At 47.9% G+C, this 16,653-nt stretch carries 13 protein-coding genes; all 13 read left to right on the forward strand.

What is annotated here, in order from left to right:
- Positions 1-50: 50 nt before the first annotated feature.
- The 13 genes from CXK86_RS10225 (at position 51) to CXK86_RS10280 (ending at position 16,569) form a co-directional block, all read left to right on the forward strand.
- Positions 51-1,055: an ABC transporter substrate-binding protein gene (locus CXK86_RS10225; RefSeq protein WP_101313668.1), complete on the forward strand. Its 1,005-nt coding sequence runs from the start codon at positions 51-53 to the stop codon at positions 1,053-1,055.
- A 29-nt stretch (positions 1,056-1,084) separates the two neighbouring features.
- Positions 1,085-1,879, forward strand: coding sequence for an ABC transporter ATP-binding protein (locus CXK86_RS10230; RefSeq protein ID WP_047843426.1), 795 nt, complete (start codon positions 1,085-1,087; stop codon positions 1,877-1,879).
- Between the two features lie 38 nt (positions 1,880-1,917).
- Entirely contained in the window at positions 1,918-2,709 is a 792-nt protein-coding gene (locus CXK86_RS10235; protein ID WP_370511416.1) for an ABC transporter permease, read from the forward strand.
- A 67-nt stretch (positions 2,710-2,776) separates the two neighbouring features.
- Positions 2,777-2,926, forward strand: coding sequence for a hypothetical protein (locus CXK86_RS32025; protein WP_167544411.1), 150 nt, complete (start codon positions 2,777-2,779; stop codon positions 2,924-2,926).
- 131 nt (positions 2,927-3,057) lie between these two features.
- A complete protein-coding gene (locus CXK86_RS10240) occupies positions 3,058-4,035 on the forward strand; it encodes an aromatic acid exporter family protein (protein ID WP_036613548.1) in 978 nt (325 codons plus the stop codon).
- Between the two features lie 75 nt (positions 4,036-4,110).
- Positions 4,111-4,671, forward strand: coding sequence for an outer spore coat protein CotE (locus CXK86_RS10245; protein WP_017687912.1), 561 nt, complete (start codon positions 4,111-4,113; stop codon positions 4,669-4,671).
- A gap of 201 nt (positions 4,672-4,872) precedes the next feature.
- A complete protein-coding gene (locus tag CXK86_RS10250) occupies positions 4,873-6,123 on the forward strand; it encodes a putative amidoligase domain-containing protein (protein WP_256719983.1) in 1,251 nt (416 codons plus the stop codon).
- A gap of 207 nt (positions 6,124-6,330) precedes the next feature.
- Positions 6,331-9,132 carry a DNA mismatch repair protein MutS gene (mutS, locus tag CXK86_RS10255; RefSeq protein ID WP_076250155.1) on the forward strand — a complete coding sequence of 934 codons (2,802 nt, stop codon included), beginning with the start codon at positions 6,331-6,333 and terminating at the stop codon, positions 9,130-9,132.
- Between the two features lie 21 nt (positions 9,133-9,153).
- On the forward strand, positions 9,154-11,382 hold the full coding sequence (gene mutL, locus CXK86_RS10260; protein ID WP_076250156.1) for a DNA mismatch repair endonuclease MutL: 2,229 nt from the start codon (positions 9,154-9,156) through the stop codon (positions 11,380-11,382).
- Between the two features lie 17 nt (positions 11,383-11,399).
- Positions 11,400-12,185 carry a class I SAM-dependent methyltransferase gene (locus CXK86_RS10265; protein ID WP_076250158.1) on the forward strand — a complete coding sequence of 262 codons (786 nt, stop codon included), beginning with the start codon at positions 11,400-11,402 and terminating at the stop codon, positions 12,183-12,185.
- Positions 12,166-13,122, forward strand: a complete 957-nt coding sequence (gene miaA, locus CXK86_RS10270; RefSeq protein WP_076250160.1) for a tRNA (adenosine(37)-N6)-dimethylallyltransferase MiaA — start codon at positions 12,166-12,168, stop codon at positions 13,120-13,122. Before CXK86_RS10265 ends, miaA begins: the two co-directional genes overlap by 20 nt.
- A 373-nt stretch (positions 13,123-13,495) precedes the next feature.
- Complete coding sequence (hfq, locus tag CXK86_RS10275; protein ID WP_017687918.1) at positions 13,496-13,738, forward strand: RNA chaperone Hfq; 243 nt, start codon at positions 13,496-13,498, stop codon at positions 13,736-13,738.
- Positions 13,739-13,908: 170 nt separating this feature from the next.
- The gene (locus CXK86_RS10280) at positions 13,909-16,569 is read left to right on the forward strand and encodes a PBP1A family penicillin-binding protein (RefSeq protein WP_076250162.1); all 2,661 of its coding nucleotides are present in this window, start codon (positions 13,909-13,911) and stop codon (positions 16,567-16,569) included.
- Positions 16,570-16,653: the final 84 nt, after the last annotated feature.

The following is a 16,653-nucleotide window of genomic DNA, read 5'->3' on the forward strand; positions in this document are numbered from 1 at the left end:
ATATCCATAATAGAGAGAAACTGCTGAAACCAGTGAAGGAGGGAAACAACATGAAATACACGCCATGGTTCGTCCGGGGCATCGTTATTCTGCTGATTATCATTGTGGCGCTCACCAGCTGTAATAAGGAAGAGAATGAAGCCAAGATTACGATTGGCGAAGTGACTCGTTCGGTATTTTACGCACCGGAGTATGTGGCTGTGGCTCAAGGTTTTTTTGAAGAGCAGGGACTTGAGGTGGATATTCAAACGACTGCTGGTGGTGACAAAACGATGGCGGCATTACTCGCAGGTTCGGTGGATATCGCACTGGTAGGGGCGGAGACGTCCATATATGTCTTCCAGCAGGGAGCGGAAGATCCGGTCATTAACTTTGCCCAGCTCACCCAGACGGATGGTACATTTCTGTTCGCTCGTAACACAGAAGGTAGCTTCGATTGGGAGCAACTGAGGGATTCCACATTTCTCGGTCAACGCAAAGGCGGCATGCCGCAAATGGCAGGGGAGTTCGCACTGAACAAACATGGCATTGATCCGCAAAGTGATCTGGAGCTGATTCAAAATGTGGACTTTGCCAACATTGCGTCTGCTTTCGCTTCAGGCACGGGAGATTATGTTCAACTGTTTGAACCCCAGGCATCCATCTTTGAACAAGAAGATCGGGGTAAGGTTGTTGCATCGTTTGGCACAGAAGGTGGTCTTCTGCCTTACACCGTCTTCATGACGAAACAGAGTTATCTTAACGACAATAAGGATATCGTACAGAAGTTTACGAATGGTCTACACAAAGCGCAGGCATGGGTGGATTCCCATACGGCTGAAGAGATTGCTGAAGTCATTTCTCCTTTTTTCAAAGACATCGATCCAGCCATTTTGGTAAGTAGTGTGAACCGTTATAAGGAACAGGGCAGCTATGCAACGGATCCGATCATTGATGAGGAAGAGTGGAACAATCTGCTTGATGTCATGAGTGCCGCCGGAGAGTTGAAAGAACGTGTGGATTTGAATGCCATTGTGGATAATGCCTATGCGGAAGAAGCTACGAAATCAAAGTAATGGGGTATTCAGGAAAGGAAGTGAGCAGAATGCCTGAATCCGAAAGTGTGATCCGACTGGAGGGGATCTCTCAAGTATACGTCAGCGAGCGGGAAGCTTCCTTGGTGCTTGAGGACTTGAGTCTGGAGATCCAAAAAGGAGAGTTCGTCAGTCTGGTTGGACCGAGTGGATGCGGTAAAACGACATTGTTGTCGATCATCGCCGGGCTGCTCACACCCACCCGAGGAGAGGTTAAGGTTAAAGGTAAACTCGTTGGCGGCCCCTCAGCACAGATTGGTTATATGCTTCAACAGGACTATCTGTTTCCGTGGCGGACCATTCTGGATAATGCATTAATCGGTCTTGAACTGACAGGCAGACTGGATGAACGGAGCCGTGAGCGTGTACGGGAACTGCTGGTAAGTATGGGATTGGCCGGAACGGAGAATCAGTACCCTTCAGAGCTTTCAGGAGGCATGAGACAGCGAGTAGCCCTGGTGCGCACGCTGGCAACCGATCCGGGGATTTTATTGTTGGATGAACCATTCTCAGCACTTGATTATCAAACCAAGCTGCAATTGGAGGATCTGGTCTCGGACACGTTAAAACAGTTTGGCAAAACATCTGTTCTCGTCACCCATGATTTGTCTGAAGCCATTGCGGTCAGTGACCGCGTCATTGTACTGGATCGCAATCCGGGCCGCATCCGTCGTGAATTTATCATTCCCGATGGAATTCGTAAATCTCAGCCGTTTCATGCCAGGGAGCAAGAAGGATTTAATGCGTTGTTTCAGGCATTGTGGAGTGAACTGGATCAGTCCGGGGGAGGTGAGGAAGACGCGTGAATCCAATGAATCCGAAGCAGGAAAAGCGTGACGAATGGATGGGGCAGCTGCATCGGAATCATATTCAGCAGGTGGCCAGATGGCGACACCAAGTGCTTGCCGTACAGTTATCTATGCTAGTATGTATGTTTTTGCTATGGGAAGTGGCAGGCAGACTCCGTTGGATTGATGTACTGTTATTCAGTTATCCGAGTAAGGTTTTTGCCCAGATTGGCAAGGACATCGCTAGTGGCGAGTTGTGGGCACATGTTGGGGTAACCGTAGGGGAAACGGCGGTTGGTTTTTTACTGGGAACACTGGTGGGAACCTTGCTTGCGGTTTTAATTTGGTGGTCTCCTTTTTTGTCAAAAGTGTTGGACCCCTATATGGTTGTGTTCAACAGTATGCCAAAGGTAGCACTTGGCCCGATCTTTATTGTGATGTTCGGCGCGGGTTTTACAGCGATTGTTATGACCACATTGTCTATCACGGTCATTATCACGACACTGGTGGTGTATAACAGCTTCAATGAAGTGGATCCCAATTATATTAAAGTCATTCGTACGTTTGGTGGAGACCGTTCCGAGATTTTTACAAAAGTTGTATTACCTGCTTCTTTTCCGGCGATTGTATCCACTTTGAAAGTGAACGTTGGCATGGCTTGGGTGGGTGTAATTGTGGGTGAGTTTCTTGTCGCCAAACAAGGGCTCGGTTATCTCATTATCTACGGATTCCAGGTATTCAACTTCACACTTGTATTATCAAGTCTGTTAATTATTGCTGCAGTTGCAACAGCCATGTACCAACTTGTTGTCTATGCAGAACGCAAAATGCTGGCTGGCCGCAGGTGATTCTGAAGTGTTTTACTCGTAATGTGACCGGGTATGATATGTATACAATTTCACAAGGGGTGTCACGTTGCCCGATACCGTAAAATCAAGTACCATATTTAGTATGATTATTCCGCGCAGATCCGGAATGAATGCGATGATTGGAGAAGAGGGCCTTGAGGTTCTGTCGCAACGATCTAACTTGCCAGCGTCCCTCATTCGGGGCGTGTTGCTGTGACCGGCATGCATGCGCATGTCGGTTGATGTCGTCTAGTTTACTTTTGGATGAGACATACTAGTCATGATAAATGAATGAGGCGACGAGCTGGCTAAGAATTTTTTTGCAGCTTAGAGGAGATGGAATGTTAAATGGGTTTTAGGGTAATTAAAACTGCAATCGCCGCATTAATGGCTGTATTGATTGCAGACTGGTGTCGCTTGCCGGGACCAACATCAGCGGGATTGCTTGCCATTCTTGGTGTGGATGTAACGAGAAAACGAAGTATTCGCACCATATCGGCGCGGTTCTTTGCTTCCGTAGTTGGACTTTTATTTGCAAGTGTACTTTTTCACTTTCTAGGCTTCCATTATTGGGTGCTGGCGGTATACATATTGATCGCATTCCCGGCTATTGTCCGGGTAGGATTTAAAGAAGGCATTGTTACAGGTTCTGTTGTGGTGTTTCGGGTGTTCGGCGGCGGGGAGATGGACGTGCATGTCGTCCTCGTACAAATTGCTTTGTTGTTAATTGGTCTTGGTTCCGCAATGGCGGTTAACCTGGCCTATATGCCGGCAGCAGATCCACAGATGCTGCGCATTCGCAAACGAATCGATGAACTCTTCTCGAAGATTTTCAAGGAATTTGCGGCCACGCTGCGTAATCCCAATGAAGCATGGGCGGGGAGAGAGCTGATTGAAGCAGATAAAGCGATACTTGGCGGTATTGATGCTGCCAAACGTTCTCTGGAGAATCAGGTGATTCATCCGAATGAGGAATGGAGCGTCTACTTCTATATGCGCAAAACGCAGTTGGACTCCATCCAGCACATGATGCATCTCGTGTCCCAGATCTATCAGAAGATGCCACATGCGGAGATGGTATCGGAGCTGTTCGATCAGCTTAGTCAGGACGTACTCACTGAATCCTACACGGGACGAACTGAAAAACTTCTTGCAGATGTGCAAGAAGAATTCAAACGTATGGAGCTGCCGGATACAAGGGAAGAATTCGAGATTCGTTCTGCAATTCTCCAGCTGTGCCGCGAACTCGCGCTGTATCTGAAAGTCGCGAAGAAGGACAAAGCACCGTCCCCAATCTCGGACCGGTCCCAATCTACAAACGAATAATAGAAAATAGTTGTCACCCTAGACGAATGCCCTGCATACACTTGTAGTGAATGATTGTATGGAGGAGGTTTAAAGATGTCATTGAGTCATAAACATCAATGTAGAGAGATTATCACGAAGGCGATCTGCGGCAAAGGTCGTAAGTTCTCTACCGTAACACATACCGTGACTCCGCCAAATGGTCCGACAAGTATTTTGGGGGCTTGGATTATCAACCACCAATATGAAGCCGTATCAGCGGGTGACGGAATTGAAGTTATTGGTACTTACGATATCAACATTTGGTATTCCTACGACAAGAACTCTCAGACGGATGTAGCCAAAGAAACGGTCTCGTATGTAGAACATGTGCCTTTGTCCTATCTGGACCCGAAACACCGGACTTCCACAGTGGAGGTATCTGCGGATGCAACGCAGGAACCTAGCTGTGTGGAAGCCACAGTATCAGCAGGTGGAAGCAGTGTAATTATCCGGGTAGAACGGGAATTCGCTGTGGAACTCGTTGCCGAAACCAAAGTTTGTGTGAAGGTCTGCACAGATGGTTGCGGTGACTACGAAGACAAGGACTATGACTTTGGCAGTGCCGATGGAGATTATGACGATCTCGATCCCGATCTGCTCGACGATGAGCTGTGAGTTTGACGCCTGTATTTGATAACCTAAGGTATCATATGCGCCAGAAGGCGCGGTGAAGAGGGCGTAAGCCCTCTTTCTTCTTAAATATTAAAAAATGTGTGGTAACGAGCCTCGCAATGTGCCTGGAATACCTTTCACGGGAAGGCTCCGCATTGCGGGGTTATTTTTATTTTAGTTGCATGATCCGGGAGGGGGGACGTAATGAATGTGATGGAACAAGCGGAGGAAGCGCTGCGCCGATATGAAAGGATGACTTCTGGAGAACGTGCAGAACGGTTGAAACAGGCAGGTATTGAAGTATTGTCACTGCACGATCGGCGCAAACGTGAACCAGGCTTGCGTGTACGCTATGACGTAGAGATAAGCTGTCTGCAGGCGATCCGGATCAAACGCAAGGATACTAGTGGCATGGGAGGGGCACAGGAAACTCTGTTGGAGCGTGAAGCGAGTTCAACCTTGTTCAAGCGCATAGAACGACTTGCGATCAAAACGCTGTATACGCTAGGGCTGGATCATGGAGCTGTTCGAATGGAATCCTCAGGGAATGGCGGCTGTGCAGTGATTTCGATCGACCCGTGTCCCTGGAAAGGGGTGACCAACCTTGCTGCTACCTATAGGGAAAGCTGGAAGCAGCATCAGGAACTGCTGGATGAGGAAGTAAGTCACAGACCTATTCCAATACTCGGCATGGACCCGGAGTTTCTTCTGGTGCAGATGCCGGAATCCAAAATCGTACCCGCCTCCAGATTTCTTGAACGTACAGGAATGGCAGGCTGTGATTCCGTCACGATTGGTGGACGGCGCATATATCCGGTTGCCGAACTGCGACCGGCTCCCAGCTCCGAACCACGAGAACTGCTGGCTCATCTGATGAGGGCATTCGCAGCCGCTTCCCGCAGCATTAGTGATCACTCACTCATCTGGCAGGCAGGCGGGATGCCACAGCGTGGGTTACCTCTAGGCGGTCATATTCATTTTAGCGGGATGAATCTTACCGGGGAACTGCTTCGTGCACTGGACAATTATCTGGCATTGCCACTGGCATTTCTGCAAGACCCACGTGGATCGGGAAGACGACCCCGTTATGGAGCACTTGGTGATTTTCGCCTGAAATCCTATGGTGGGTTTGAGTATCGTACGTTACCCAGCTTTCTTGTATCGCCCCTTGTTGCAAAAGGTGTTGTGGCCTTGGCAGGTCTGATCGCGAGCGGGTATACTCAATTACGGCAGCGTCCGTTAGCGAAAGCTGAGGTCCATACGGCTTTTTATGAAGGAAAGCGCGAAGTGATTAAGGATCACATCCCAGCACTCGTAGATGATCTGAAGAGGTTGGATGGATATGCACGTTATGAACGGTATGCGTCTCCGTTAATCCTTCAATTAAAACTGGGAAGAACTTGGGATGAGAGCCGCGATATTCGCAAACTCTGGAATATTCGGGCAGGTTCATGAAGTACGGACGTTTTTTTGATATAATAAGAAACAAGTCTTTTATGAGTAATAAGCTACTACGGAAGATATGGAGCAGCAACCTTTGAAGGAAGTGGCGATTAGCCAACACATAAGGCGGAGGCGCAAACACAGTGCCTGACCGTCTTATTGTCCTTCCAGGACGCGTTTCTTCCTGACATTATAGGAACGGGATGGAGGATATTCATCATGGCTCAGTATACGCCAATGATTCAACAATATTTGCAAGTGAAGGCCGAAGCACAAGATGCTTTTCTATTTTTTAGACTGGGTGACTTCTATGAATTGTTCTTCGAGGATGCGATTAATGCTTCCCGTGAACTTGAGATCACGCTGACCGCACGCAACGGAGGCACGGATGACAAAATTCCGATGTGCGGTGTACCTTATCATTCGGCTGACAATTACATACAGCGTCTGATTGAAAAAGGATATAAAGTTGCAATTTGTGAGCAGATGGAAGATGCAAGTGTAACCAAAGGCATGGTACGACGTGAAATTGTACGTGTGGTTACACCGGGAACGGTAATGGAAGGCAAGACACTCGGTGACAAGTCCAACAACTACATGGTGTGTCTTACAGGTAATCAAAATACGCTGGCGCTCGCGGCCTGTGATCTCTCAACGGGTGAGTTGTATGTGACATCCGTACCCTATTCCAAGGAATGGCTCAAGGATGAAATCGGCATCTACGAACCATCGGAGCTGGTGGGGGATGTAGCGCTGCTTGAAACGGTAGAAGCCGAGGCATCTCCAATCGGTCGCCCTGTGGTCTACACGTCGTGGACAAAAAATAAGGAGGATTTGGTCCGTCAGCAGTTTGGCGAGGCTGTCTGGGCAAGATTAGAGCCTGAACGTCAAGCGTGTATTGCACGTCTTTTCTCCTACCTGAGCGAGACACAGAAACGTTCTTTGGGACAATTAACACAAATCTCAACGTATGAGCCAGATCATTATATGATCTTGGACCCGTTTACCCGCCGGAACCTGGAATTGGTGGAAACCGTGCGTGAACGCTCCAAAAAAGGTTCATTACTCTGGTTGCTTGATCGGACCGAGACGTCCATGGGTGCAAGAATGCTGCGTCGCTGGGTCGATAAGCCATTGTTACAAAAAGGGAAGATCAATGAGCGTCTGGAAGCGGTAGATACGCTGTACAACCAGTTTATATTGCGTGAAGACCTGCGGGCAGAACTCAAAGACATCTATGATCTGGAGCGTTTGGTAGGCCGGATTGCGTTTGGTAATGCGAATGGTCGTGACCTGAATGCGCTCAAGTCATCGCTGGAGAAAATTCCAGGACTTCGTCAGCATTGCGCAGGATCATCTTCCGCAACATTGCAGCATATTGCCGAAACGATGGATGATTGCAATGATCTGCGTGAAGCTATCGGGCAAGCCATTGTGGACGAGCCGCCGGTATCGGTAAGGGACGGAGGTCTGATTCGTGAAGGGTACCATGAACGTCTGGATGAATTGCGTGAGGCTTCAGTTAACGGGAAACAGTGGATTGCGGAGCTGGAAGCGCGAGAGCGTGAGGCGACAGGCATTCGATCGCTGAAGATTGGATATAACAAAGTATTTGGTTATTATATCGAGATCACCAAGTCCAATCTGTCCGCGTTGCCAGAAGGACGTTATGAACGTAAACAGACACTTGCCAATGCAGAACGTTACATTACGCCGGAGTTGAAGGAAAAAGAGACGCTGATTCTCGAAGCTCAGGACAAAATGGTTGATATTGAGTATGGGCTGTTCGCAGAGCTGCGCGAGCGGCTGAACAAAGAGATTGCAAGATTGCAGAAGCTGGCTGAACAGGTAGCGGAAATTGATGTGTATCAATCTTTTGCGGTGATCAGTGCTGAGCGCAACTTTGTACGGCCCACGTTGACCGACGGTTATGATCTGGTTGTGGAAGAAGGACGCCATCCGGTCGTTGAGGCGGTCATGCGAGATGGCGCATTTATTGCCAATCACACGGCAATGACCAAGGAAGAGGCACGTATTCTGCTGATTACTGGACCAAATATGGCTGGTAAGAGTACGTATATGCGACAGGTCGCTTTAATCTCCATTTTGGCGCAAGTAGGTTGTTTTGTACCTGCGGGTCAGGCGGAAGTGCCGATTATGGATCGCATTTTCACACGGATCGGTGCCGCGGATGATCTCATTGGTGGACAAAGCACATTCATGGTGGAGATGGCCGACATTCAGGTCATGACGGACAAAGCCACACCACGTAGTCTGATTATTATAGATGAATTGGGACGGGGAACGTCGACCAGTGAAGGTATGGCGATTGCTCAGTCTGTTATTGAATATGTACATGATATTATCGGCTGTAAAGCCCTTGTATCAACTCATTTCCATGAGCTTGCTCATCTGGAGGAGAGTCTGGACAAGCTGGCCAACTACTCGATGGCGGTACAGGAGAGTGGTGACAAAGTTAATTTCCTGCGCAAATTGATTGCCGGGGCAGCCAGCAGCAGTTATGGTATCTATTGTGCACGTCTTGCAGGTCTGCCTGATAGCATTATTGAGCGGGCGAATGGACTGTTGCATGGGTTTGAACATGCGGCTGCTCAGGTAGCAGTGGGCAGTGAATATATCGGAAACGAGAAGCAGGAAGAAGGCTTGAAATTAAAAGGTGGAAAATTCCAGCACACGGATTCAGCACCATTGATCCGGGAACACGAGATTGAGGAGAGTGCAGAGTACACACCTTCCATTGAAGATTCGGTTGGGAAGCAACATGCCAAGAAATCAAACAGCAAAGGACAGTCCAGCGCAAACCATTCGGATGTGGTTCAACTGTCCATCTTTGGAGATGATGAGCCGAATGTGGCAACGAAACCGGATGTAGTTGCGGTGGATAAACCAGCGCGAGAATTCATCCGTACGATGAAAGATATCGATGTCATGAATATGACGCCTCTTCAGGCGATGCAGATATTGAATGATCTCAAATTGAAGGCACAGCAATTATCCTGAGTATAAGGGAGGGGAAAACCTGTGGCGAAAATACATGTGCTTGATGAACATATTGCCAACCAGATCGCGGCGGGTGAAGTGGTCGAACGGCCTGCTTCAGTTGTCAAAGAGCTGCTCGAAAACTCGGTGGATGCAGGCGCCACCAAGATTGAAGTGACGGTGGAAGAGGGCGGACTCCTCAGTATTCGTGTCAAAGACAATGGTACAGGTATTGAGCCAGAGGACATGGAAACCGCCTTTTATCGTCATGCGACCAGCAAAATAGCCCATGGCCGAGATCTGTTCCAGATCACAAGTCTTGGATTCCGCGGAGAAGCCTTGGCGAGTATTGCCGCCGTGTCCAAGGTAGAGGTATTATCCGCAAGTGATAGTGACGGGCGGGGGCGCCGCATCGTGATTGAAGGCGGGAACCTTCGCACTCATGAAGACGCAACCTCACCCCAAGGTACAGATTTTGCAGTGAGAGAACTATTTTACAATACACCTGCCAGACTCAAATATATGAAAACGATCCAGACGGAACTGGGACATATATCAGATGTCCTTTACCGGATGGCGATGTCTCATCCAAACATTTCGTTCCGACTGCGCCATAATGAGAATGTGTTGCTTCAGACGTTGGGCAACGGCGATCTGCTACAAGTGGTTGCAGCGATCTATGGGACAAGTGCTGCCAAAGCGATGCTTCCCATCCAGGGAGAAAGTCTGGATTACCGGGTGAGCGGGCTGATCAGCCTGCCAGAATGGACACGAGCGAATCGTAATGGTATGTCAACGATTGTTAATGGGAGATTTGTTCGCAATTACGGTCTCAATCAGGCGATTCTCAAAGCCTACCATACCTTGCTGCCGATCAATCGCTTCCCACTTGTCGTGGTGCAGTTGGAGATGCACCCCTCTCTTGTGGATGTGAACGTGCATCCGGCGAAGTTGGAGGTTCGCTTTAGCAAGGAACCAGAACTGTATGAATTTATAGAGACGACGTTGCGGGGTATACTCCGGCAGGAGGTATTAATTCCACAGGTCAAAAAACAGCAGATTCGACGTGGAGACGATAACTCCTTTATTCAGGAGCAATTCCTCTTTCCGCGTGGTCCGCTGAAAGATGCATCTGATGCAGAAGGATATGGTCAACAGGGTCCACTAGGGAAACCTACTGCTGCACCACTGAAGTTAACTACAGAAGATGATGATCTGGATTTGGATGCTCCGGCGGATGTGTCTACAGCACAGTTGGTATCTGAACAGGGTCACTCAGTGCCGTTGCCCGAAGCTCCACCTGAGGTTACACAGCCCCCGGAGCAGTTAGAAAGTTGGAACGGGGATATTTTGCAGAAGATTGCTAGTCATGGCGAGGGGCAGACATCCGCTGACGTGCAAGAAGGCACTAAGGATGTAAGTACAAGTTCAAATACAAGTTCTACCGAAACTGTTCCCAAATCTGATCTCTCTTCTCAAGATGGTGGGGATCGTGGAGCAACAGCAAAACCGTTAGCTGAAGGTAAACCAGCTACGTATCGCTCCGAATCCGTAAATTCACCGGTTAGGGAAGCTCGGTCAACCTACAACCCTTCTTCGATTGCAAGAGGGGAACGGACGTGGAAAACCTCAGGTCTGCCTGATGCCACTAAACTTGCTGCTGCCATTAAATCAGATGCATCCATGCCTGAATTTCCGGAGCTGAGTCTGATCGGACAGCATCATGGTACGTATTTGATTGCGCAAAATGACCAAGGTTTATATTTGATTGATCAGCATGCCGCTCATGAACGCGTGAATTATGAGTACTATTACGAGAAATTTGGTAACCCTGCCCAGGCCTCACAAGAGTTACTGCTGCCTATTACGCTCGAATTTACACCTTCGGAGACGGAAAAGCTGAAAACAAGGCTGGCCTGGTTCGAACAGGCGGGTGTATATTTGGAGCATTTCGGTGGACAGACGTTCCGTGTGCGCTCCCATCCGTTCTGGTTCCCCAAAGGGGACGAGAAAGACATTATCGAAGAAATGTCCGAATGGGTTCTTAGTGAACGCAGCATAGATGTAGCCAAGATGCGAGAAGCTGCATCCATTATGTGCTCCTGCAAAGCGTCCATTAAAGCGAACCAAAAGCTGACGGATCAGGAAGCAGAAGTGCTAATTCAGCGTCTGGGTTCATGTCGTCAGCCCTACACTTGTCCTCATGGGCGGCCGATTGTGATTTCATTTTCAACATATGATCTGGAAAAATTGTTCAAACGTGTTATGTAGCTATTTAGGAGGAATCTATGTATATTACAACCGGTGAAAAGGAAGCGGCTTTACTTGTGGAGCGGGCCCGAAACCTTGCTGAAACAACAGGGGGTACTTACGTGCGCCGTAATAAAATGTCTCTGCCCATGATGATTGAACACTATGAGGCGGAGGAGGTTCTGGTTGTACTCCAGGGTAAAGTGCGTCTATTTCGGAAGGATTCACCGTTGCTGGAGTTCCACCCCAGCATGGGATTTGTTCGTGCCAAACGTATATTGCGAGGAGAACCTGATCCACTGCTGGAGGCGGGGGCGGTGAATGAAGGGGATACCATCATCGATTGTACAGCCGGACTGGGCACGGATGCACTGGTGTTCTCGGTTGCAGTGGGCAAAAGTGGACGGGTGATTGCATGTGAGAGCTCTCTTCCGCTATATACACTATTAGTGGAGGGGATGTCTCAATATGAGACGATCAAGCCAGCGGTAAATGAAGCTTTCCGGCGTATTGAGCTGCGTCATGCGAATCATCTCGATTTGCTGCGTTCCATGCCGGATCGAAGCTGTGATACCGTATATTTTGACCCCATGTTCCGTGAACCGATGATGGATTCAAGTGCTATACAGCCCTTGCGAGATTATGCAAATGCTCACGCGCTGGATGAACAGAGCATTATGGAAGCGAAACGGGTTGCCCGTAAACGGGTAGTCATGAAAGAAAAGCGCGGCAGCGCGGAGTTTGACAGGCTCGGATTTGAAATACTTGATCGGGCGAATGCAAAAACCCTGTACGGAGTGATTAATGTTGAAAGTGGAAGTTAAACCAAAACCTAAACTGCTTGTGTTGGTTGGACCAACAGCAGTAGGCAAAACAAGAATGAGCATCGAGCTTGCCCAAGCTTTCAATTGTGAGATTATCTCAGGAGATTCGATGCAGGTATATCGTGAAATGGATATCGGAACTGCCAAGATTACCTCTGAAGAAATGAAGGGTGTACCCCATCATCTCATTGATATCCATGAACCGGAGTATCCGTATTCTGTGGCCGAGTTTCAGGAGAGTTGCACACGATTGATTAGTGAAATCCACGAACGCGGTAAAATGCCTTTTATTGTAGGGGGCACCGGTCTGTATGTGGAATCGGTATGTTACGGCTTTCAATTTTCCGATAGTGGTTCGGACGAAGCGTTCAGGGAGCAACAATTCAGCTATGCGGAGTTAAATGGAGCTCAAGCCCTTCATGATCGATTGAGGGAAGTTGATCCCGTTAGTGCGGATCGTCTGCATCCGAATGATCAACGGCGAATTGTACGTGCGCTTGAGATCCATCATCTCACAGGCGAGAAGTGGTCTGATCAGCTGGCAGTACAGAAGAAAGAGTCGCCTTATGACCTTCTTATTGTTGGTTTGACAATGGATCGGCAGAAGTTGTACGCCCGGGTAGAAGAGCGGATTGATCTGATGATCGAACAAGGTCTGGTGGATGAAGTGAAGTCCCTGTTGGAACGCGGAGTGGCCAGAGGTCATATTTCCATGCAAGGGCTGGGGTATAAGGAGATTGCAGCGTTCCTGCAAGGGGAAGTGAGTTGGGAAGCTGCGGTTGAGTGGTTGAAGAGGGATACACGTCGGTTTGCCAAACGGCAGCTTTCCTGGTTCCGCCATATGAAGGATATAGAATGGGTGGACATGACGGATACCCGGGATTTTGAAGGGAAATACAAGCAGATAAGTGAATTGATTACACAAAAATTTGATTGATTTAAGCGAATATTAGTATTCTTCTGACAGGCATCGATTAGGTCAAGATATGTAAACCTCTACCTTCTGGTCATCAAAAGGATAGAGGTTTTTACTTATCACTAGAACAGATGGTAGAGATTAAACATTCGCCAAACAACGAATAAATGTGCTTTAAAATGAAGAATTTGTCCCTCTTTTGCAAAACAGACAAGCGGTGTATAATGGATAAGTCTTCTATTTGTTCACCTCGCTAAGAATGGGGGTAAAATAGCAGACAAGGGGTTTTTGTGGATTATATGAAACTGTTCATGATATAATAGCACGAAAGCTACTCAGCGATATTGAATATTACTTGAACACGAATTCAAATGAACCAATGGGGGTACGGCTAATGAACAAGTCCATCAACATCCAAGATACGTTCTTGAACCAACTGCGGAAAGAAAATATTCCTGCTACGGTCTATCTGACCAACGGCTTCCAAATCCGCGGGACGATCAAGGCATTTGACAATTTTACGATCGTCATTGACAGCGACGGACGCCAGCAAATGGTCTACAAGCATGCCATCTCCACGTTCACGCCGCAACGCAGCGTATCGCTGATGCAGCAAGATAACAGCGGCGAAGCTTAAAAAAATTACGAAACCTTTTCACCAACCATTTCGTCTACAAGTATAGGTATTGAAACAGAGCAACCTGAATAAAGGGTTGTTCTTTTCATTCCGGGCAAAATATGTTTAATATATGCCTGAGCCTACAGACGATTAGAAATTATGCAACCGAAAGGGAGTCAGGAGGTAACATGCCAAACGATCCGTTGTCGAGGTCTAACAATCGCAACAACAATAACAAGTCACCCAAAAAAGCGAAGCCAAAGACCTCTAAAAAGAAAAAAATTACGGGTAAACGCGTTGGATGGACACTGTTTTTCACAATGGCAATCGCCATATTCTGTGCACTTGGCGGATATTTATTTATTATGGTGAGTGGTGAAAATCTGCTCAAAGCCAATAAGGACAAAACCACAATTAATGAAACTTCAAAAGTATATGATCGCAATGGCCAATTAATGGGGGAACTATCCATTCAGAAGCTGGAACCTGTCAAAGAAGATGATATTCCTGAGCTTGTGAAGCAAGCCTTTGTTGCAACGGAGGATAAGCGATTCTACGATCACCAAGGCGTGGATATCTGGTCCATTGGGCGTGCAGCGGTTAAGGATGTCATGGCTCGTTCCATGGTGGAAGGTGGTAGTACACTAACCCAACAGCTTGCCAAGAACATGTTCTTGTCCCGTGACAAAACGTTCTTCCGTAAAGCAACGGAAGTATCGATTGCCATGGCATTAGAGCGCAAGTACACAAAAGACGAAATTCTGACGATGTATCTGAACCGTATTTTCTTCGGTCATCAGCGTTACGGGATTAAAGCGGCATCTGAATTTTACTTTGGACAAAAAGATCTGAGTCAGTTGAAGTTGTGGCAAATTGCTACATTGGCGGCTATGCCGAAAGGGCCTTCTGCCTATAATCCGGTGAGCAATCCAAACGACTCAAAAGCACGTCGAGGTGTGGTATTGCAGTTGATGTATGAACAAGGCTACATTACCAAGGCGGAGATGGACGAAGCAAAAGAGATTAACTATAACTACAAGCGACCAGAGAAAGACAGGAAGTATCAAGGTTTTATAGATTATGTGCTCCGTGAAGCTGAACGAGTAACAGGTAAAACGGAAGATGATTTGAATATCGGCGGATACAAAATCTATACGACCATGGATGCTCAGGCTCAAACAGCCATGGAAACGGCCTTCACAGATGACAGTCTGTTCGAGGCAAGCAAAGATGATCAACAGGTCCAAGGCTCCATGGTTATCATGAACCATGAGAATGGTGGCCTCGTTGCCCTCTTGGGTGGACGGGATTATCAGACTAAAGGTTATAGCCGGGTAACGCAGAGTCGAAGACAACCAGGTTCAGCTTTTAAACCGATTGTGTCTTATGCACCGGCGCTTGAATCAGGAAATTACAGTGCCAACTCGTCGCTGAGTAATGCGAAGCAATGTTTTGGTAACTACTGTCCTGGTAACTTGCATGGATATTCTTCAACGATCAGTATGACGGAAGCCATTACGAAGTCGGAAAATATTCCTGCGGTTTGGCTGCTTGATAAAATAGGCGTTAACACAGGCATTAATTTTGCCAAGAGTGTAGGTATACAGCTGACAGATGAAGACAAAAACCTGGCGATTGCCCTCGGTGGTCTAAGCAAAGGTACAAATACACTGGAAATGGCGCAAGCCTATAGTGCATTTGCCAACCTCGGAGAATACCGACAAGCCTATGCGATTAAAGAAATCAAGGATAGCGCAGGCAAAACCACGTACAAACACGATAACTCGGACACAACGCGTGTCATGAGTGAGCAAAATGCGTATCAGCTTACACAGATGCTGCAGAACGTTGTTAATGACGGTACAGGGCGTTCAGCGCGTCTGGATCGTCCGGTAGCGGGTAAAACAGGAACTGTTCAAAGTGGAATCTCTGGCAACAGTGCCAACCGTGATGTATGGTTTGTTGGATACACACCGGAATGGACTGCCGCAGTCTGGATGGGCTATGACAATCCGGATGCCAATCATATGCTTAAGAACAGCAGTAAGCTGTCGGCAGCTTTCTTTGCCAAAGTCATGGGAGATGCTTTAAAAGGCGTTCCAGTGAAGCAATTCAAAGCACCAGCTGGAGGGCAGGCACCTCCGCCAGTAGAAGAACCAGAAAAGCCGGCTCTGTCCGTTAGTGGGCTGAGTGGATCATACGATCCAAATGCACAAACCGTCTCCCTGAGTTGGACTGGAACGGGTGACGCGAGTACGCAATATCGAATTTATCGGAAAGAAACATCTGAAGCCCAGTTCACTCATCTCATTGATGCAATAGGAGCGACCAATGCACAAGATTTAAGTGCGTTGCCTGGTCTAACCTATGAGTACTATGTGACAGCTTACGACTTGGCATCAGGACTTGAGACGGATCCTTCCAACACCATCTCCTTGATGATTGAAGCGCAGGAAGTGCCGCCAGAGGAACCTGATCCTGGTATAGACCCTGGAACAGAGATAGATCCTGAGCAGCCAGGTACGGAGAATCCGGACAATGGTACACCCGATAATGGCAACTCGAACGGTAATAACGGTAATGGAAATGAAAATGGCAACAACGGAAATGGTAATGGTAATAACGGAAACAATGGCAACGGTGGTAATAACGGCGGAAACGGTCAACCTGGGGAAGGAAATACGACCCCACCTGGTCAGGGCACAACAGATCCTGGCGGAAATGGTGAAGGTTCCGATGATGGGGGCGTAACAACGCCGGGCGAAGTTGTAACTCCGGACAGCGGAACAAGTGGGGATACTGGAGGGACAGATGCACCTGCAGATTCCCAAGCTGGAACCGGCGGCTAAGCCAATGGATCACTAAATAGCTATATTGAAAAAACTGCTTCCCGGAAACCGGTGAAGCAGTTTTTTGTGTTATACATAACCAAC

Origin of the sequence: Paenibacillus sp. BGI2013 (genome assembly GCF_002843485.1) — a bacterium.
Taxonomy (GTDB): domain Bacteria; phylum Bacillota; class Bacilli; order Paenibacillales; family Paenibacillaceae; genus Paenibacillus; species Paenibacillus amylolyticus.

Bases quoted from the DNA above. Each gene is read 5' to 3' on its own strand.
- CXK86_RS10225 (WP_101313668.1), top strand. From the start codon at position 51: ATGAAATACACGCCATGGTTCGTCCGGGGCATCGTTATTCTGCTGATT.
- CXK86_RS10230 (WP_047843426.1), top strand. From the start codon at position 1,085: ATGCCTGAATCCGAAAGTGTGATCCGACTGGAGGGGATCTCTCAAGTA.
- CXK86_RS10235 (WP_370511416.1), top strand. From the start codon at position 1,918: ATGGGGCAGCTGCATCGGAATCATATTCAGCAGGTGGCCAGATGGCGA.
- CXK86_RS10240 (WP_036613548.1), top strand. From the start codon at position 3,058: ATGGGTTTTAGGGTAATTAAAACTGCAATCGCCGCATTAATGGCTGTA.
- CXK86_RS10245 (WP_017687912.1), top strand. From the start codon at position 4,111: ATGTCATTGAGTCATAAACATCAATGTAGAGAGATTATCACGAAGGCG.
- CXK86_RS10250 (WP_256719983.1), top strand. From the start codon at position 4,873: ATGAATGTGATGGAACAAGCGGAGGAAGCGCTGCGCCGATATGAAAGG.
- mutS (WP_076250155.1), top strand. From the start codon at position 6,331: ATGGCTCAGTATACGCCAATGATTCAACAATATTTGCAAGTGAAGGCC.
- CXK86_RS10265 (WP_076250158.1), top strand. From the start codon at position 11,400: ATGTATATTACAACCGGTGAAAAGGAAGCGGCTTTACTTGTGGAGCGG.
- miaA (WP_076250160.1), top strand. From the start codon at position 12,166: ATGTTGAAAGTGGAAGTTAAACCAAAACCTAAACTGCTTGTGTTGGTT.
- hfq (WP_017687918.1), top strand. From the start codon at position 13,496: ATGAACAAGTCCATCAACATCCAAGATACGTTCTTGAACCAACTGCGG.
- CXK86_RS10280 (WP_076250162.1), top strand. From the start codon at position 13,909: ATGCCAAACGATCCGTTGTCGAGGTCTAACAATCGCAACAACAATAAC.